15 protein-coding genes are annotated in these 18,055 nt (G+C 49.3%); 11 read left to right on the top strand and 4 right to left on the bottom strand.

Translation table 11 applies throughout. The features are described from left to right. Positions 1–41: 41 nt before the first annotated feature. Positions 42–1,109, bottom strand: coding sequence for a LacI family DNA-binding transcriptional regulator (locus tag ACFORK_RS21160; protein WP_379202693.1), 1,068 nt, complete (start codon positions 1,107–1,109; stop codon positions 42–44). Between the two features lie 364 nt (positions 1,110–1,473). Between ACFORK_RS21160 and ACFORK_RS21155 the strand changes: the two genes are divergently transcribed. The 8 genes from ACFORK_RS21155 (at position 1,474) to ACFORK_RS21120 (ending at position 10,529) form a co-directional block, all read left to right on the top strand. Next, positions 1,474–2,859 carry an ABC transporter substrate-binding protein gene (locus ACFORK_RS21155; protein ID WP_379202691.1) on the top strand — a complete coding sequence of 462 codons (1,386 nt, stop codon included), beginning with the start codon at positions 1,474–1,476 and terminating at the stop codon, positions 2,857–2,859. A gap of 101 nt (positions 2,860–2,960) precedes the next feature. Next, complete coding sequence (locus tag ACFORK_RS21150; RefSeq protein ID WP_379202689.1) at positions 2,961–3,854, top strand: carbohydrate ABC transporter permease; 894 nt, start codon at positions 2,961–2,963, stop codon at positions 3,852–3,854. Next, positions 3,855–4,691 (top strand): carbohydrate ABC transporter permease, encoded by an 837-nt coding sequence (locus ACFORK_RS21145; protein ID WP_379202687.1) that lies wholly within the window; start codon positions 3,855–3,857, stop codon positions 4,689–4,691. Between the two features lie 12 nt (positions 4,692–4,703). Next, positions 4,704–7,454 carry a GH36-type glycosyl hydrolase domain-containing protein gene (locus tag ACFORK_RS21140; RefSeq protein ID WP_379202685.1) on the top strand — a complete coding sequence of 917 codons (2,751 nt, stop codon included), beginning with the start codon at positions 4,704–4,706 and terminating at the stop codon, positions 7,452–7,454. Positions 7,455–7,503: 49 nt separating this feature from the next. Continuing rightward, the gene (locus tag ACFORK_RS21135; RefSeq protein WP_379202683.1) at positions 7,504–8,391 is read left to right on the top strand and encodes a hypothetical protein; all 888 of its coding nucleotides are present in this window, start codon (positions 7,504–7,506) and stop codon (positions 8,389–8,391) included. 104 nt (positions 8,392–8,495) lie between these two features. After that, entirely contained in the window at positions 8,496–9,584 is a 1,089-nt protein-coding gene (gene serC, locus ACFORK_RS21130; RefSeq protein WP_379202681.1) for a 3-phosphoserine/phosphohydroxythreonine transaminase, read from the top strand. A 103-nt stretch (positions 9,585–9,687) separates the two neighbouring features. After that, complete coding sequence (trmL, locus tag ACFORK_RS21125; RefSeq protein WP_175374163.1) at positions 9,688–10,152, top strand: tRNA (uridine(34)/cytosine(34)/5-carboxymethylaminomethyluridine(34)-2'-O)-methyltransferase TrmL; 465 nt, start codon at positions 9,688–9,690, stop codon at positions 10,150–10,152. 122 nt (positions 10,153–10,274) lie between these two features. Next, entirely contained in the window at positions 10,275–10,529 is a 255-nt protein-coding gene (locus ACFORK_RS21120) for an AbrB/MazE/SpoVT family DNA-binding domain-containing protein (RefSeq protein WP_066373981.1), read from the top strand. A gap of 376 nt (positions 10,530–10,905) precedes the next feature. On the opposite strand, the gene ACFORK_RS21115 is transcribed toward ACFORK_RS21120, so the two are convergent. After that, on the bottom strand, positions 10,906–11,970 hold the full coding sequence (locus ACFORK_RS21115) for a phosphodiester glycosidase family protein (protein WP_379202678.1): 1,065 nt from the start codon (positions 11,968–11,970) through the stop codon (positions 10,906–10,908). Continuing rightward, positions 11,967–12,374: a hypothetical protein gene (locus ACFORK_RS21110; protein ID WP_379202676.1), complete on the bottom strand. Its 408-nt coding sequence runs from the start codon at positions 12,372–12,374 to the stop codon at positions 11,967–11,969. Before ACFORK_RS21110 ends, ACFORK_RS21115 begins: the two co-directional genes overlap by 4 nt. A 286-nt stretch (positions 12,375–12,660) precedes the next feature. On the opposite strand from ACFORK_RS21110, the gene ACFORK_RS21105 reads away from it, so the two are divergent. Continuing rightward, positions 12,661–13,317: a response regulator transcription factor gene (locus tag ACFORK_RS21105; RefSeq protein WP_379202674.1), complete on the top strand. Its 657-nt coding sequence runs from the start codon at positions 12,661–12,663 to the stop codon at positions 13,315–13,317. A gap of 68 nt (positions 13,318–13,385) precedes the next feature. Continuing rightward, positions 13,386–14,603 carry an aminotransferase-like domain-containing protein gene (locus tag ACFORK_RS21100; protein WP_379202672.1) on the top strand — a complete coding sequence of 406 codons (1,218 nt, stop codon included), beginning with the start codon at positions 13,386–13,388 and terminating at the stop codon, positions 14,601–14,603. A gap of 329 nt (positions 14,604–14,932) precedes the next feature. Here ACFORK_RS21100 and ACFORK_RS21095 read toward each other — a convergent pair whose 3' ends face one another. Beyond that, complete coding sequence (locus ACFORK_RS21095) at positions 14,933–15,835, bottom strand: DUF2161 family putative PD-(D/E)XK-type phosphodiesterase (RefSeq protein WP_379202670.1); 903 nt, start codon at positions 15,833–15,835, stop codon at positions 14,933–14,935. 225 nt (positions 15,836–16,060) lie between these two features. On the opposite strand from ACFORK_RS21095, the gene ACFORK_RS21090 reads away from it, so the two are divergent. Then, positions 16,061–17,956, top strand: coding sequence for a PrkA family serine protein kinase (locus tag ACFORK_RS21090; protein ID WP_379202667.1), 1,896 nt, complete (start codon positions 16,061–16,063; stop codon positions 17,954–17,956). Positions 17,957–18,055 lie beyond the last annotated feature (99 nt).

Raw genomic sequence — 18,055 nt, 5'->3', positions numbered from 1 at the left:
TCAATTAATATGCTGAGGGCCTCTCAGAGCTCCTTGGAGCTTTACAGCGGTGCAGTGGTAGTCTTCGGTAGTGATAGGCCACATGACGGCTTAGAGGCGCCACAGGACTCTCTAATGATAAGTTCAGGCTCAACAAGAAAGGAACTGGTGCTCGACTGATTGTTAATAAGGTCATAAAGCATCAAGGCGGCGAGCCGCCCAAGTTTATTTTTATTCTGGCGGACTGTGCTTAGAGAGGGTGTCGTGTACTTGCAAGCCTCGATGTCATCACAGCCGATAATGGCGACTGTATCAGGTACCGAAATCTCGGCTTCCTTGAGTGCGCGCATTGCGCCGATGGCGATCTGGTCGGAGGCAGCGAAGATCGCCCGGGGCAGGTTGCCGTTAGCGATCATTCGCGTCATAGCTTCATATCCGCTGGATTCAAAAAAGTTATCCCCGTTCAAAAACCAGTCCTCGTTGATTGACATTCCCAGATCTTCAATAGCTTTGCGGTAGCCGCTCTCACGCATATTTGATATCTCTGACTCCTGATTACTCCCGAGATAACCGAGTTCACGGTAGCCTTGCAAATAGAAATGCTCAACGACTTTAGCGGACATCTTGAAATTATCGGACATGATGTAGCCGGAGCTAGACCCGAACAGCTTCATATCGACACCGATGCAAGGAATCGAACTGTGATCCAGTTTTGTGATGGAATTCTCTAGCTCTTCTCCGGAGAGCAGCACACATCCATCGACGTTGTAATGCCAGCACCGGGCCAGATAATCATTGATACCCCCGTTTGTAAACTTTTCATTGGAGAAAAAGATAAGATCATAACCCAGCAGACCCATTTGCTTTTTAAAGGCGTTTAGAACCTCTACGAAAAATGGAGGGGTGAAATCGATATTCAGCATCCCGGCAAAAATAACGCCGATCAAATGTGAAGATTTGGTTGAGCGTGGTTTGGATGAAATGGGAGGAGCGTAGCCAGTTTCTTGGATAATCTGTAGCACCTTGTCGCGTGTACTAGCAGAAATGTCACTGTAATTATTGATGATTTTAGAAACTGTCGATACCGAAACGCCTGCAAGTTTAGCAATATCCTTAATGTTATAGGTCATTAAAAGACCTCCTTATTCTAAATAACAACGTGATAGGCGGGAATTTTATATGTTTCTGTATTTTTCAATGAATTGAATGCATATTTACGAAATAGTTTCGGATTTTATTTTATATTTTAAACGAAAGGTAGTCAATGCTTGAACAGGCTGTTACAGGGGGGATTGAGGGGGAATCCTTGTTTTACAAGGTTTTTTTGAGGAATTAGCCAGGGGTTTAAAAAACGCTTTACAAAAATAAACAACGATGTAATAATAAAAATTACGAAACCGCTTTCTGGATTTGGCTTCTATTGTTCGAAACATCAGATATTTTCTGGACATGTGTTTCGTAATGTTAGAACAATTTATTCTGGGGGGTAACAAAATGGTAAAGAAGCTTTCTGCAGTCTTGCTAAGTTCTGTTCTTTTGCTGGGATTATCAGCATGCGGAGGCGGAAATAACGGCAATGGTGCAAGTGGGGAAGCTACAAACGCTCCATCGAATGCGGCAACGGGAAAATCTGCATCCGGTGAGAAGAAGGTTGTTAAGATCCTGCATTGGAAGCAAGAGAACATTAACAAAGCTATTCAAGAAATCAACAAGAAATTTGAAGAGAAATATCCTGAATACAAGGTGGAGTACACCACTACCGGGCCTGATGACGAGTTTAAACAGGCGCAAAGAGCAAGAATTACCGCTGGTGATGTTGACGTTCTTGCCGACCTGTCCGGGATGAGACTGTCTCCAAAGGATTGGACACCGGGTGCGAAAGTGCCAGATTGGCAGCAGTGGATCGATTCCGGTCTGATTGCGGATCTATCCGACCAAGCTTTCGTGAAGAACTACAATGCCAACGATATTGCCAAGGCGGGTACTTATAACGGAAAAGTATATGCCCTGCCAACCGGTAAAGTCGCGATGTCAGGATTCTTCTACAATAAAGAAATCTTCGAGCAAAACGGGCTTTCCGTTCCAACGACCTGGACGGAGTTCATCAAAGTGCTGGATACCTTGAAAGATAAGAACATTACGCCAATCGTAGTGGCTGGTAAAGACGTATGGCCATTGAAACTGCCAGTCTTCGGTCTGCAAGCGAAAATTCTTGGCGGCGGTGACCAGAACAAATGGATCGAGGGTGTATGGAAGGGAGAAACGGCTTACAATGATGCAGAATCTGTAGAGGTTCTGGATAAGATGAAGACGCTTCAGGATAAATACATCATTGATGGATTTATGGGTATCGACTATGCAACAGCACCGTCCTTCTTTGCTACAGGTAAAGTAGCGATGATTGCCGACGGAACCTGGGATGCACCAACTATTGCAACTGCTAATCCGGATTTGAAATTTGGGTACTTCCCGATCCCTGCTACTGAAGATGCAGCGAAGAACAATTCTCTTGTTGGAAAATACGATGTAACCTGGTATGCCGCAGAGAAAGGCCCGAACAAAGAGGGCGCGCTGAAATGGCTGGAGTTCTTCTCTGAGCCGGATAACTACACAGCGTATGTGAAAGCGGCCGGCTTCCTGCCAACACAAGACAATATTCAAACCGAGAGCGAGTTCATCGATAAAGAGCTTTCGCCATACCTGCGCGGAGACTTTGAACTGGCTTACGAAATTCTGATGATCAACCGTGTGAATGTCGGCGAGCACCTTGCTGCTGAAGGCGTACACACAGAATACCTGGCTCCGGGCGGCGAATTCAAGACGGCCAAAGAACTCGCCGATGTGCAACAGAAAGAATGGGAAGCGGCTGCGCCTAAATAAACTGCTAAAGGTTCAAGAATTAAACATACTGTGCAGCTTCGGGGTCTGTCCTGTGCAGGCCCCGATCCTTTATTTTGAATCAAAATTAGGCAGGTGAGCGAATGTATCCCTTCGGTAAAGGTATAAAGCGCTATGTGCCCTTTCTATTTTTGCTGGTGCCATTGGCGTTGTATGTTATTTTCTATTTCGGACCCTCAGTGATGACGGTCATTTATTCGTTTACAAATATAAAGAATGTGCCTGGTAGTGAATTGAAGTTTGTTGGTCTGCAGAATTACTATGATGTATTCTTCTCTGGCAATTCAGGCGAACGCGTGGACTCCATTATACGAACTCTTTATTTCATGGTGATTGTTACGGTTGTGCAGAACGGACTTGCGCTATTGGTGGCTGTGATCATTAATCAGAAGCTAAAGGGTGATTATTTCTATCGTGCGGTATTTTTTCTACCGGTAGTTCTTGGTGTTGCGGTAGTGGCGCTAGTATGGAGCATGATGTTTGATCCGCTCAGCGGTCCTGTGAACTATCTATACAATGCGTTGTTCGGTTATAAAGATATGTTCTTTGGAAGCTTCACCCATGCCTTCGGCTACATTATATTTGTACAAATCTGGATGTACATGGGCTATTCCATGCTGATCTTTCTGGCCGGACTGCAATCCGTACCGAAGGATCTGTACGAGGCAGGATATATCGACGGTACAAGTAGATGGCAATCGTTCAAAAACATTACGTTTCCGCTGATCGCTCCTTCCTTTACGGTCAATATGCTCCTGTCGATCATCGGTGCCATGTCCACCTTTGATATTATTCTGGCCACAACAGACGGACGCTTCAATACCAGAACGATGGCTTATGATGTCTACAAAGAGACCTTCCGTGGCAGTCTGGAGATGGGTCTGCCTTCTGCGCTTTCTGTTGTACAGTTCCTGATCATTCTTGTCTTTGTTGTGATCGCTGTAAAACAAATGCGCAAGAGAGAGGTGGAATACTAGATGAAAGACTCCAGATCCGCCAAAACTCTTTCTTACGTCGTTGTAGCGATACTTCTCGTGCTGTACATCATACCGCTACTCTTCGTCTTTAACGTTTCATTCAAGTCCTTCACGGAGTATCTACTGGACCCTATGGGAATTGTTTCTAATATTCAGTGGAACAATTACAAGGATGCCTGGGTACAGGGGAATTTCTCTAACTATTTCCTCAATAGCCTGCTGTATACGGGGGTTGCCACGGTATTGACACTCATCGTGTCGCTCTTCGGCGCTTTTCCGGTGGCACGGGGATATGTGAAGTGGAGTGGCTTTATTTATATGTTCTTCCTGCTCTCGCAGTTTCTGCCCAATCCAATGGTAGCTCAGTTCAAACTGATGCTCGCCATGAAGCAGGAACTCGGATTTGTAGGTTATGATACAAAACTGGGTTATATCCTGTTAAAAACAAGCGGAACAGGCATCGTCTTTATGATGTTCACTGGCTATATCAAATCCATTAGCCGTGAACTTGACGAAGCAGCAGGGATGGACGGCTGTGGCTATAACCGCTATCTGTTCCAGATTATTATGCCATTGATGAGACCTGTGATTGCCACCGGCGTCATTTTGACAGCCATCGGCATCTGGAATGACTTTGTCGGCCCGGTCATGTATCTGCCTAGCCCGGATAATTATCCGATCACCTTCGGGTTGAAGGAATTCCGTGGCCAATACGGCAATAACTGGCCGATGCTGGCCTGCGGTATTATGATCGTATCTACTCCGCTGATCATTCTGTACACTTTCATCCAGAAATACATTGTCGATGGTGCACTGGCAGGTGCGGTTAAAGCGTAAACAGCAATACAAATGAGAGGATGGATATTAGTGGAGCGCAATGAAATCAAAGGCTGGAAATTTATAGGAAACAATGGGGAGTTCAATCTTCCACAGCCAGATCGCAGCAGTTTTTTATATTTTCCTTTAGTAAATGAGGGTGGCATGATGTCTTCGATCACGCCTAAGCTTCACGGCCAGGCTACTTCAGGACATAATACGTTTCTGACACCGCCTTTGTCGGTTGAGGATTTGCATAATTCGCGGGCTTCGCGTAACTTCTGGGTATACGTAGAAGGTAAAGGGGCGTGGTCGGCAGCAGGAAACTCTGCCAAACAAAACGCAGCTTTCTATAAGGACAACGCTGACGAGTCTGAGCTCGAGGCTGGCCTTCTCTATCACCGGGTAACCCGTAGCAATAAAGAATTCGGCATTTCTGCCGAGATTACCAGTTTTGTGCCATGCGGTGAAGATAAGGTAGAGTTGACGAAGGTCGTTCTAACGAATACAGGAATTGAGAAAATCACATTGACATCGACAGCGGCTATTCCGCTGTATGCCCGGTCTGCGGATGACTTGCGCGATCACCGTCATGTGACATCGCTGCTGAACCGGGTCTATACCTCCCCGTTCGGCATTGAAGTACAACCGGCACTCTCCTTCGATGAACGCGGTCACCGTGTAAATCACACCTCGTATGGGGTATTCGGAGCAGAAGAGAACGGAAGCGGTCCAGTTGGATTCTTCCCTGTGCAGGAAGAATTTATTGGTGAAGGTGGAAGCCTGGACTGGCCGGAGGCTGTAGTGCTGAACAGCAAGCCAGCCACCTACGCTGAAGCCGAGCTGGAAGGGTATGAGGCGCTGGGTGGACTTCGGTTTGCGGAGACGGTCTTGAATCCAGGCGAAAGCCATTCTTACATTATTGTGCTGGCGATTGAAGGCGAGCGGATCAATATTCCTGTGCTGATGCAGAAATACGGTACAGCTGCAGCCTTTGATGCTAAACTGGAAGAGAATAAATCGTTCTGGAACGACAAGGTGAACACCGTTGAATTCCACACTGGTGAACATGATGTCGATCAGTGGATGAAATGGGTAACCCTTCAACCGGTGCTGAGAAGACTTTACGGAAACTCCTTCCTGCCATATCACGATTATGGCAGAGGGGGACGCGGCTGGCGTGACCTCTGGCAAGACTGCCTCGCCCTGCTTATCATGGAGCCGGAAGAAGTACGGAGCCTGCTCTTGAACAACTATGCCGGTGTGCGGATTGACGGCAGTAATGCGACGATTATTGGCTCGCAGCCTGGCGAATTCATCGCTGACCGCAACAACATTCCGCGGGTATGGATGGACCACGGGGCTTGGCCGTTCCTGACTACCATGCTGTATCTGGATCAGAGCGGAGATCTTGATTTCTTGCTGCAGGAGCAAATCTACTTCCGCGACGTCTTCATGAATCGTGCCCAGAAACGCGATACTTCATGGGATGCCGAGACAGGTAGCTCGCTAAGAACGACCTCCGGCGAAGTCTATACCGGTACCATTCTGGAACATATTCTCCTGCAAAACCTGGTTCCATTCTTCAACGTCGGAGAGCACAACAACATTCTGCTTGAAGGCGCCGATTGGAATGACGGACTGGATATGGGGGCAGACCGTGGAGAGAGTGTGACCTTCACATCCTTCTATGCTAGCAACCTGCTTGATATTGCCCGCCTGCTGCGCGACCTGAAGGAGCGCAAGGGTCTGTCGACCGTCGAACTGGCGGAAGAGATGACGTTGCTGCTCGATTCTCTTGGCGAAGGTGTGGACTACACCTCGGTATCCGGCAAGCACGAACAGCTCGAGCGCTACTATGCGGCAGCGCCGAATAAAGTTAGTGGTGTGCGGGTGGCACTGGATATTGACAAGGTAGTAGCAGATCTGGAGCGTAAGGCTAATTGGATCTTCGATCACCTGCGCAGCAATGAATGGGTACAAACCGAAGACGGCGGCGGCTGGTTCAACGGTTATTACAATAATGACGGTGAACGCGTAGAGGGAGAATTCCCTGGCGGCGTCCGCATGACGCTGACCGGTCAGGTGTTCCCGCTTCTCGGCCATGCTGCTGCACCTGAGCAGATTCCGAGTATTATTAACGCTGTTGAGAAAAATCTGTTGGATGACAAAATCGGCTACCGGTTGAATTCCCGTTTTGGCGGCATTCAGCAGAACCTGGGCCGTGCCTTTGGTTTTGCCTTCGGACATAAAGAAAACGGTGCAATGTTCAGCCATATGACGATTATGTATGGTAATGCACTCTATAAACGCGGATATGTTAAGGAAGGCCGGAAAGTGCTGGATTCCTTGTATCAGCTTAGTGCTGACTTTGCCACCAGCCGGATGTATCCGGGAATTCCGGAGTATATCAATGAGCAGGGCCGCGGTATGTACACGTATTTGACCGGTTCGGCCAGCTGGCTGCTGCTGACTATGGTGACAGAAGTGTTCGGTATCAAAGGAAAGCTGGGCGACTTGTTGCTTCAGCCTAAACTGGTACAAGAGCAGTTCGACCACAATGGGCAGGCAAGAATTAAGACTATTTTCGCAGGGCGTGAACTGGAGGTCGTCTACACTTCCGCTAATCGTTCTGCATATGGAGAGTATCAGATCCAGGGAGTTACACTGAATGGTAACCCTGTGGCGTTGCAGCGCAGTGTAGAAGGGGTTATCATCCCACGTACAGAACTGAACGCTCTATCAACCGATAAGCGCCATCTAATTGAAGTAGAGCTGGCGTAATCATTTGTTCCAAGTCTAACCCTTGTATTACGGAAAGGACGCATTCTATATGAGCAATATATTATCGAATGGCATCCTGTCGGTCGAAATTGCTGAGTTGGGAGCCTATACAGGCTCCCGTTTCGACTGGACAGGATTTATCACACAAGTAACTCTAGAGCAGGGAAAACACACGTTTTGTGTGCCGGAAAGTCTGATTCCCGGACATGGTAGCGGCGGCAGCGGATTATGTAACGAATTCGCCATTTCTCAGGCCATTGGATATGACGAGGCTCCGGTGGGCGGCTGGTTCCCGAAGCCAGGTGTCGGCCTGTTGCAGAGGGAGGATCTGGACCCCTACACCTTTATGGGGGATTACAAGCGGACTTCGTTTGTTACTGAAATAGAGGCCAGTTCGGACTCCATCACGTATACGGTACAGCCAATGGAGTGTAATGGGTACAGTATGCTCTTAACTAAGAGGATAGCCATCGCTCAGAATACATTGACCATTGACTATACGTTTGAAAACAAAGGAACAAAGACTATCGAAACAGAAGAATATGTTCATAATTTTGTCGGGATCGACAATAATCCGGTCGGAGTGGACTATGAACTACGGATGCCAGGGGTTATTTCTGTTGAGAAGCCCGAATCCGCTTATACATCGGAATTGCTGTTGACGGATGGAGAACGATTGGGGTGGAAGCGCCAGCCGGATCGTCCATTCTACTGCCTGCTCTCCATAGGCGCCAAAGGCGAAGTAGATTTCAACTGGGAGCTGATTCATAAGCCAAGTGGAATCGGTCTGAGAGAAAGCGGAGATTTCCCGATTTCAAAAATAGCTTTGTGGGGAGAAGGCCATGTGATCTCTCCTGAAGTTTTTGTGAACATTAGTCTTTTACCGCGTCAAAGCAAGCACTGGCGCCGTTCTTATGAGTTTTTCAAGCTTTCTTAGGGTATAAACTCATCTCTTATGTGAATAATTATACTTGCTGGTGTGTGAGATTACTGCTATCATATCGATATCCAGATTCATAGTAGAGAAAGGGTGGGAGAGTTTTGAGCAAGAGAGCATACAATTTTAATGCCGGTCCTGCGGCATTGCCGTTAGAAGTACTAGAACGCGCACAAGCGGAGTTTGTGGATTTTCGGGAGAGCGGAATGTCTATTATGGAGATGTCGCACCGTGGAGCCATATACGAATCTGTGCATAATGAAGCACAACAGCGTCTGCTTTCACTGCTGGGCAACCCGACAGGCTATAAGGTTTTGTTCACTCAGGGTGGAGCGAGTACCCAATTTGCAATGATCCCGCTCAACTTCCTTTCCGAAGGTAAAGTGGGCAGCTACGTGATGACGGGCAGCTGGGCTGATAAAGCTTACAAAGAAGCTAAGCTGGTGGGCGGTGTTCATGTCGCAGCTTCCTCGGAAGATCAGAAATTTCTGAAGATTCCTGAGCTGAGCTCCATCAAGGCTGCGGACAATGCGGCTTATCTGCATATAACGTCGAATGAAACAATCGAAGGCACACAGTACGCGGAGTACCCGGATTCCGGTTCTATTCCACTCATTGGCGATATGTCCAGTGATATTCTGAGTCGCTCGTTCGATGTGAACAAGTTCGGCCTGATTTACGCAGGTGCCCAGAAGAATCTGGGACCGTCCGGGGTAACAGTTGTGATCGCGAAGGAAGAGCTTATTGCTGAATCTCCTTCCCATATTCCGACGATCCTGCGCTACAGCACTCATACGAAGAATAACTCTCTGTACAATACGCCACCATCTTTCTCTGTATATATGGTTAATGAAGTGTTAAAATGGATTGAAGAGCAGGGCGGCTTGGCTGGAGTTGAATCCAAAAACCGTGAAAAGGCCGGTCTTTTATATGAATACATTGATGGAAGCGACGGTTTCTACCGTGGCGTTGCAGATCAAGGCAGCCGCTCCATCATGAACGTTACGTTCCGGATGCAGTCGGAAGACCTGGAGAAGCAATTTGTAAAAGCTGCTGAACAAGAAGGCTTTATCGGTCTCAAGGGTCATCGTAGTGTTGGCGGCCTGCGCGCTTCCATTTACAACGCTGTTCCTTACGAGAGCGTTAAGGCACTTGCCGATTTCATGAAGCATTTCCGGCAAACTCAAGGTTAATGATCGCTGTTCCTGACCTTCCGCCAATAGGCGGAAGGTTTTCTGCTTTAAAAATCAACAATCCCGGGCGGCTTTAAGTCCGGACAGAGAGGAATTACAGACTATGGCACTTCACATCGTTCTGGTCGAGCCGGAAATCCCGGCAAACACCGGCAATATCTCACGCACTTGTGCGGCGACAGGTACGCATCTACATTTGGTACGCCCGCTGGGGTTCCGCACGGATGATGCTACACTGAAACGGGCAGGGCTGGACTACTGGCATGCGGTCCACATTGAATATCATGATTCCTTTGCGGAAGTTCTGGAGAAATACAGCGAAGGACGTTTTTTCTATGCAACGACAAAGGCGGACAAGCGGTACAGTGATTTTGAATTCCAGGATGGCGATTTCTTTGTGTTTGGCAAGGAAACCAAGGGTCTTCCTGCAGAGATTCTCGAAGCAGGGAAGGAAACCTGCATGCGGATGCCGATGAGTACAGCGGTGAGATCGCTTAATTTGTCAAATTCGGCAGCGATTATTGTATACGAAGCGCTTCGTCAGCTGGATTTTCCACAACTTGTTTAAAATAAGACATGTTTTTTTAATAATTCAGCAGGATTCGACAATTTCATAACGAAATCTTAGTACAGGTCCGATATAAATATGTAATCCATTATTTAGTTGAACAGGAGAGGTGTAAGTTAGATATGAAACCTGCTGGAGTAGTTCGCAAAGTGGATCAGCTTGGTAGAATTGTTCTGCCAAAATCCTTACGCAAGAGATATCAAATGAATGAAGGAGATCCGGTGGAAATTTTGGTACAAGGCGACCATATTATTTTGGAGCGCTACCGTCCGAAATGTGTGTTCTGCGGATCGATGGAAGAAGTAAGCGAGTATAAAGATCGTTATATTTGTGCCGAGTGCCTTACAGAGATGACTCATTTGCAAAGACATGCATAATATAACGGTTTCGGCTTCTCGGATAGAGAGGTCACTCAAACTATGATTACATAAGAAAAAGCACCGCGCTTCTGCGGTGCTTTTTCTTATTCAGCCGGGCTCGCCAGTCACTTTTTGAAAGAGGGGCCAAGCGGTCCTGTGTTTGCTTCACGCAAAATCGAAAATTCTCTAGAGGCCTTTGGTTTTATCTTCGTTGTAAGAGGCAGTCAAAATGCCTGTCAGGAATAAAGCGAAAACAAGGGTAACAATCCAAAAGGTCAATGAAAACGACATGCCGGGCACCTCCAAAAGGGACTGTATTCGTTATCATGATTATACCCGTTCATCTGGTAAAAATAAACGTAAATGTGAGAAGTGGCATAGACAATCTATCATATTACTTAAAAAACAGGAAATTCGTAGGCACAGGCCGCAAATTACCGTCCGAAGGCTTGTTCACGACTCTTCCGTTAAAGATCAGCGAGGAAGAGCCTCCTCCATCCAAATTATATGCATCTATAACTCCCATATTAAAGAGCTTGTTCTGTAATTCCTCCAGCGTAGCACCGGAACTGCCATTTTCATTGTATCCGTCAGCGACCAGAATCAGGAGCTGATCATCTTTATATTTGCCCATCACTGTGCGAGGGGCTCGCTTGGGTGATGTCTTCCACTTCTCCGGGATCGGCATCTTCATGCTGTCCTTCAAAAGAACAGGAACGAAGGTTGCGCCAAATTGTGGTTCCAACTGGTCCAATTGCTCTCGGCTGTAAAATTTACCGCCGATCAGCTTGCCGTTCTTATTCAGTCCGACGAAGCTAAGGTCCTTATAGCTGGACTCAAAGCCGTTCAAATATTGGCCCCCGATTACAGTTGTGCTTAACGGATAGCGTTTGCCATCTTTGTCTGCAAAACCACCAGCATTAATCCCGGCGATAGCGCCGCTGCGGCTGACGGCTTGCATTGTGGTCTCCGCTCCGTTCACTGCATCCGCGAGGCTCATGGTTGCGGCTGATGCATCTTTAAGTTTGATTTTCAGAGCATAAGCTTTATAATTTCCTGGATTAAGCTGGAACAGTTCGATGACAACACGATCGCTGCTAACGACTTCGGAAGGAATGCCAAGTCTGGCGCTAATCCGGCGATTGTAAATGATCTGTGGGCGCGAGGCCTGCGTCTGAGCTGTATTCACAATTTGGTTCATTTCGTTGGTGGTGGCTTTGTAGAGCTTGGCACTGGCACTCACAGAATCTATGGTGTAGGCTGCAGTAGCCTGGGCTTGGATCAGTTCTTGTTTGAGTAAGCCAGTCTCCGCCATAGGTCCCTGAACAGGAGAGAATTGATCTACATGGAGCTGCAAATCAAGCGGGGGTTGAATCCACCATAGACCAATCAAGAGGCCGATGAACGGAGCGGTTAGCATCATGAAGAAGCGGTTGACTCTTTTGACAGGTGTCATCATTTGAGTAGATCCATTTCTTTCTTGAGGGCATCAAGCTGCTTGCGTACCTCGCTAAGCTGGGTATACAGCTTGTTGCTATTGTCTGTCTTGGCACTCGCATTGTCCTTGGTGAAGGTCAACAGTTCATTGAAGGTCTGCACAGTGCTCTGCAGTTCCTTCACTTCATCAGAGAGAGCGGCGATTTTGGACTCATAATCGGTCTTCAAAACGGTAAGCTGCTGCTGGCTTTGCGCGCTGAGCTGACTCAGCACTTGCTGCTTCAGATGGTTGGTGTAACTATACACGGCATAAACGCCAATTCCGATCATCACAACCCAGAACAGTAAAAACCATTTTACGGACGAGCCGTTTCTCGCAGCTGTACGGCGCGATTGAATCGGTGTCGATTCCGCTAGCGGTTGCATTTTATCACCTCGGGGCTTGTTCTTTTCAAGTCCCCATTCTATCAGACTTTGATTATTTTCGCAAAAATGTAAGAGAGTCAGATCATGATAAAAAATAATTGCATCCTATTAAACTACTGCGATACAATTTGCTATAGATTGGAATATCTGTGGGACGTATTCAAGGTAAGTAATAGAGAGGAATAAATCAATAAGACATCATATATCCTTGCTTGCGTCAAACCGGAAACGCCGCGGCGCTTTCCATTCTGGGTAAATACATATAAAGCAGGAGGTCTGGGCGTCAATGATGAAGGTTTGGCAGGTGGTCATTGTGGGATGTCATCCCACAAGCATGCTTGGAACGAAATTGATTCTGGAAGAAGGGGGAGAGCTGGAGGTTCTGGGGATGTATTCTACATGGACCGAAGGGGCCGCAGTAGTGCGGGAGAAGCAGCCTGATCTGGTGCTTACCGATTATCAAATGCCAGATGGAGAGGTAGAGAGTGTGCTGTTTGATATGAAGAACAGTTCGCCAACCTCTCATTTTGTTGTTATGACCGATGAAGATGGCAGAGAACTGCTGCAGTCATTTATAGAACTTGGGGCCAGCGGCATACTATCCAAAGGTGCCTCACCCGGACAATTGCTTCAGTTGATTAATGGATTACGGGAAGGTTTTCTCTCTGTTCCGCTCGAATGGATCAAGAAGGGCTTCTGGCCGATATCCCCGTCCAAAGGACTCGACAGCGTTCTGCAATTAACCCAGACAGAGACTTTTATAATGGAACGAATTGTGCAGGGGGTCACATATGACAAAATTGCGCTGGAGATTGATGTGAGTCGGCGCTCCATTGATAACTATCTTCGCAAAATCTATGTGAAGCTGGATGTCACCACAAGGGCACAAGCGATTGAGAAATTCGCTCTCTTCTCCAGACAGCATCGACAAATCTACGCTTGAGCTAGAGCAGGACGACATAATGCTGACAGGGTCTGAATATTCTTGGAACGAGGGAGGGGGAATTTCGCATGAAATACGACTTTTCCGCACGTGCGCACACGCTGTTGTCATCACAGCTCCTGAGCATACGGACCCAAACGCGGAGAGGCTCCATGATATCGTTAGCCGAAGAATTACCTGCGGAAGAGTTATTCCCGCTGTCCTTGCTTGCCGAGACAGCATCCACGGTCATCTCTGTTGATGCCGGGGCTCTTCAGTATGGAGATCCCGAGGGGTATGGGCCACTGCGTGAATGGCTAACGGGGGACTGGCTCAAAGCCAAAGGAGTGGCCGTCGCCGAAGGCGGAGTGCTACTGACAACAGGCAGCCAGCAGGCTATTGATCTACTATCCCGGGTCTATATTGATCCTGGAGATTGTGTGCTGGTCGAGAATCCAACTTCGCCGGGCATGCTTCAGGCGTTGCGGATGCAAGGTGCGGTGATTATTCCAGTCCAGGGCGACAGTGATGGATTGCTTCCAGATCATCTGCGAAGCCAGATCCTTCAGCACCGTCCCAAGATGCTGTATGCAGCGCCGAGCTTTACCAATCCAAGCGGAGTTCTATGGAGTCTTGCGCGGCGCAAGGAGATTCTGGAGCTTTGTATCGCGCATGATGTGCTGATTGTAGAGGATGATTCTTATGGAGATCTGCACTTTGAGCGGTACAATGAGCATCCTGTCGCCAAGTACCCATCGCTCTATGCGCTGGAAAATGTCAGTGACGGTGGACATGTACTCTACATCGGCTCCTTTAGTAAAACGGTTGCTCCTGCGCTGCGCACGGGCTGGGCGGCTGGCAGCCGGGAGCTGATTTCAATGATGGCTGCGGCCAAGCAAATGGCGGACTGGCAGTCGAGTTCTCTGAACCAGCGGCTGCTACATCACTTGCTGGATGTTTCCGCATTTGATTTGCGGGAGCATATCAAGCTGCTGAACCGGGAGTATCATACCCGATTCAAGTTGATGATTGAGCTGCTAAAGCGCCCCGCCTGGAAGCAAAGCTCATATAATCTTCCGGTCGGTGGCATGTTCCTCTGGGTGTCCCTGCCAGAGGGATTGGACGTCCATGCGCTGCTCCGCTGCGCGCTTGGTAAGGGAGTTGCCTTTCTGCCCGGACCTCTGTGCAGTGTAGATGGCGGGGGGCAATATATCCGTCTGAACTTTACCCATCCGGGCCGTGATGAACTGCTGCTCGGCATGAACCTGATGAGCGAGGCGGTTACCGAGTTTACCGCCCGTAGCTAAAGTGGCTGGTCGGGTGTACGCTGCCCCGGAACAGGCGTGACTTGAATAACGTGAAGAAGCATCCCGTGGGCCGGGATGCTTTTTGTTTATAGGGCGGTGAAGTTTGGCCGCCGCTCGGATTGCGCTTGCGGAGTCATATGCATGCGAGCTATTCTTTGGCCCTGCCGGAAGCTGCTGACGGCGCTGTTGATATATGTCCGTTGTCCGGTTCCCAGCGAACTAGTCGGTTATAAAGCTGGGCCGGATAGGATCTCTAGTGTCACAGGTCTGATGTGTGGTTACTGGTGAATTAGTTGGCTATAAAGCTGGGCCGGAAAGGATCGCTGCTGTTACAGGCCCGCTGTCCGGTTTCCGGTGACAGCGGCATATTCCACCAGGGCGGCATGCCCGCCCTTGGTGAGGGTGTAGCGGCCACGGGTGATCCGCAGGAACCAGCCGTAGTAGTTGTGCTGCAGGATGGCCGCCGCGCCGGGCACTCCGCTGCGCTTGCGCAGCTCCGCCGGGGTGATGCCGGCGGAGCGCTCTGCCGCCGCGCTGCCAGCGGCGGCCATCTCAGTCCGAGCAGCCAGCAGCTGCAGCTCGGACTGTTTCGCTTCCGCTGTGTCGGCGGAAGCGAACTCCGACGGCTGCCCCGCAGCAGCCGTCCCAGCGTCCCGTTCAGCGCTGCCGCGCGCTGAACGGACTCCCTGCAGCTCGGCTTCCGCCTCCTGCAGCGCAAGAGCCACGCGCAGCGCCTTCTCCCGATAGGCGGTGACGAGCTTAACGCCCGTGCTGCCGCCGGTGTTGTAGTCGCCGCTGCGCTCATGGAACTCATAGAGCAGGCGCTCGCGCTTTCGACCACCGCCGCGCCCGGCGGGCAAGGTCTCGTCCGGCTCGGCCAGCACTTCTACCACCGGCGCCTTCGTCTTATAGAAGGTCACGGTGATGAGCCCGATGCCGAGCCGGCGGCACAGTCCGCTCAGCTCGCCCCAGCGCTGATTGACCGCACCCTTCTTGTCCCGATTGCGCTCGACTGCAAGATAGACGTTCGGGCTAAGCTTTAGCCGTTCAACCCCCTGCAGCAGCAGGGCGAGGTTGAAGGATTTTTTCAGCTCCACAATCAGCGGGGGCTCCCCGTTCTCACGAATGCCTACCAGGTCGCAGGTCCGTACCTCGCCCTTGATCTCATAACCCTGCTTTTCAAAAAAAACCTTTAATGGAGCATACAGCTCCGTTTCATGCCGTACGGCCATAGTTTGTCACTCCTGTACCCCATACTCGCAGGGTCTGCGCCCGATATTTAAAACAGGCATAATCGTCCATGCCTGACTTTGTGGGGTGATTTACTGATTCTCTATTATAGCACAGCAAAAAATAGGTCAACTATTCGGGGCTTGCCGCATAGGTATGTAATACACTTTTGAAAGCCATTTGGAGCCATAGAGGAGCAATAGGAGCGCAAGAGGAGGCAGCGAGCAATGGACATTTTTGAGCGTATAGCTTCGTATCGGGCTGAGAACGACCGTTTGGCGTGGAACGGCACCTTCAAGGAATATGTTGAACTGCTGAAGAAAGACCCATCTCCCGCTAAAACCGCTCACTCCCGTGTATACGACATGATCAAATCTCACGGCGTAGAGGAAATTAATGGACGCAAGAGGTATAAGTTTTTTGAACAGGAGATTTTCGGTCTGGACCGGGCCGTGGAAAAGCTGGTGGAGGAATACTTCCATTCCGCTGCGCGGCGCCTGGATGTTCGCAAACGGATTCTGCTCTTGATGGGGCCTGTCAGCGGAGGGAAATCGACACTCGTTACGCTACTCAAACGTGGCCTGGAGCAATATTCAAGAACGCCGGAAGGTGCCGTGTATGCTATTGAGGGCTGCCCGATGCATGAGGACCCGCTGCATTTGATTCCGCATGAGCTGCGTCCCGAGATTGAACGAGAGCTTGATGTGCGCATCGAGGGCAACCTGTGCCCCTCCTGCCAAATGCGACTGAAGAACGAATACGGTGGCGACATTGAGAAGGTTGGCGTAGTGCGCGTCATTTTGTCGGAGGAAGAGCGGGTGGGCATCGGTACCTTCAGTCCATCCGATCCCAAGTCGCAGGATATTGCCGATCTGACTGGCAGCATCGACTTCTCCACCATTACTGAATTCGGTTCAGAGTCCGATCCGCGCGCATATCGTTTCGACGGGGAGTTGAACAAAGCCAACCGGGGACTGATGGAATTCCAGGAGATGCTGAAATGCGATGAAAAATTCCTCTGGAACCTGCTGTCGCTGACCCAAGAGGGGAACTTCAAGGCTGGGCGGTTCGCGTTAATTAGTGCGGATGAGCTTATTGTGGCCCATACCAACGAAACGGAGTACAAATCCTTTATCTCCAATAAAAAGAATGAGGCGCTGCAGTCCCGTATGATCGTCATGCCCGTTCCGTACAACCTCAGAGTTTCTGAAGAGGAAAAAATTTATGCGAAGCTCATTTCCCAAAGCGACATGAAGCATGTGCATATTGCCCCCCATGCGCTGCGTGCCGCTGCGATATTCTCGATTCTGACCCGTCTGAAGGAGAGCAAGAAGCAGGGGATGGATCTCATCAAGAAGCTGCGGATGTATGACGGGGAAGAGGTTGAGGGCTACAAGGAAGCGGACCTGAAGGAAATGCAAACTGAGTATCAGGACGAAGGGATGTCCGGCATAGATCCACGCTATGTCATCAACCGGATCTCCAGTGCGCTGATCAAAGGTGATTTGCAGTGCATGAATGCATTGGATGTTCTGCGGGCGATCAAGGACGGCCTGGACCAGCATCCTTCCATCACCAAGGAGGAGCGGGAGCGGTATCTGAACTTTATCTCCATTGCCCGCAAGGAATACGACATTTTAGCCAAAAGCGAAGTGCAAAAGGCATTCGTCTACTCCTTCGAAGAGTCGGCCAAAACACTGTTCGAGAATTATCTCGACAACATCGAGGCCTTCTGCAACTGGTCCAAAATCCGTGATCCTCTCACCGATGAGGAGATGGAGCCGGATGAGCGGCTGATGCGCTCCATTGAAGAGCAGATCGGCATCTCCGAGAATGCCAAGAAGGCGTTCCGGGAAGAGATTCTGATTCGGATCTCCGCCTATTCCCGTAAAGGGAAGAAGTTCGAATACAACAATCATGACCGGCTGCGTGAAGCCATTGAGAAGAAGCTGTTCGCCGATCTCAAGGATATTGTCAAAATCACAACCTCCTCCAAAACCCCGGATGAGAGCCAGCTGAAACGGATCAACGAGGTGACGAGACGTCTCATCGATGAGCACAACTACTGCCCAGTATGCGCCAATGAACTGTTGCGCTATGTCGGCAGCCTGCTGAACCGCTGATGAATATATAGGTTGAACGGGAAGTAACTTAAGGGACAGCAGCTATATAATTTAAATTAAAAAGGAATATCCTGAGCCATCGCAACTGGCTTAGGATAT

This window comes from Paenibacillus sp. GCM10012306 (assembly GCF_042649265.1).
In the GTDB taxonomy this organism is placed as follows: Bacteria; Bacillota; Bacilli; order Paenibacillales; family Paenibacillaceae; genus Paenibacillus_AQ.
The sequence above is the reverse complement of the archived record's forward strand: the minus strand, read 5'-3'. Positions and strand labels throughout refer to the sequence as shown.

What these genes read in the sequence shown, in the direction of transcription:
- ACFORK_RS21115 (WP_379202678.1), bottom strand. Translation starts at nt 11,970, where the DNA reads ATGATGACACCTGTCAAAAGAGTCAACCGCTTCTTCATGATGCTAACC.
- ACFORK_RS21120 (WP_066373981.1), top strand. Translation starts at nt 10,275, where the DNA reads ATGAAACCTGCTGGAGTAGTTCGCAAAGTGGATCAGCTTGGTAGAATT.
- ACFORK_RS21145 (WP_379202687.1), top strand. Translation starts at nt 3,855, where the DNA reads ATGAAAGACTCCAGATCCGCCAAAACTCTTTCTTACGTCGTTGTAGCG.
- ACFORK_RS21110 (WP_379202676.1), bottom strand. Translation starts at nt 12,374, where the DNA reads ATGCAACCGCTAGCGGAATCGACACCGATTCAATCGCGCCGTACAGCT.
- ACFORK_RS21150 (WP_379202689.1), top strand. Translation starts at nt 2,961, where the DNA reads ATGTATCCCTTCGGTAAAGGTATAAAGCGCTATGTGCCCTTTCTATTT.
- ACFORK_RS21160 (WP_379202693.1), bottom strand. Translation starts at nt 1,109, where the DNA reads ATGACCTATAACATTAAGGATATTGCTAAACTTGCAGGCGTTTCGGTA.
- ACFORK_RS21100 (WP_379202672.1), top strand. Translation starts at nt 13,386, where the DNA reads ATGAAATACGACTTTTCCGCACGTGCGCACACGCTGTTGTCATCACAG.
- ACFORK_RS21090 (WP_379202667.1), top strand. Translation starts at nt 16,061, where the DNA reads ATGGACATTTTTGAGCGTATAGCTTCGTATCGGGCTGAGAACGACCGT.
- ACFORK_RS21140 (WP_379202685.1), top strand. Translation starts at nt 4,704, where the DNA reads ATGAGAGGATGGATATTAGTGGAGCGCAATGAAATCAAAGGCTGGAAA.
- ACFORK_RS21105 (WP_379202674.1), top strand. Translation starts at nt 12,661, where the DNA reads ATGATGAAGGTTTGGCAGGTGGTCATTGTGGGATGTCATCCCACAAGC.
- trmL (WP_175374163.1), top strand. Translation starts at nt 9,688, where the DNA reads ATGGCACTTCACATCGTTCTGGTCGAGCCGGAAATCCCGGCAAACACC.
- ACFORK_RS21095 (WP_379202670.1), bottom strand. Translation starts at nt 15,835, where the DNA reads ATGGCCGTACGGCATGAAACGGAGCTGTATGCTCCATTAAAGGTTTTT.
- ACFORK_RS21155 (WP_379202691.1), top strand. Translation starts at nt 1,474, where the DNA reads ATGGTAAAGAAGCTTTCTGCAGTCTTGCTAAGTTCTGTTCTTTTGCTG.
- ACFORK_RS21135 (WP_379202683.1), top strand. Translation starts at nt 7,504, where the DNA reads ATGAGCAATATATTATCGAATGGCATCCTGTCGGTCGAAATTGCTGAG.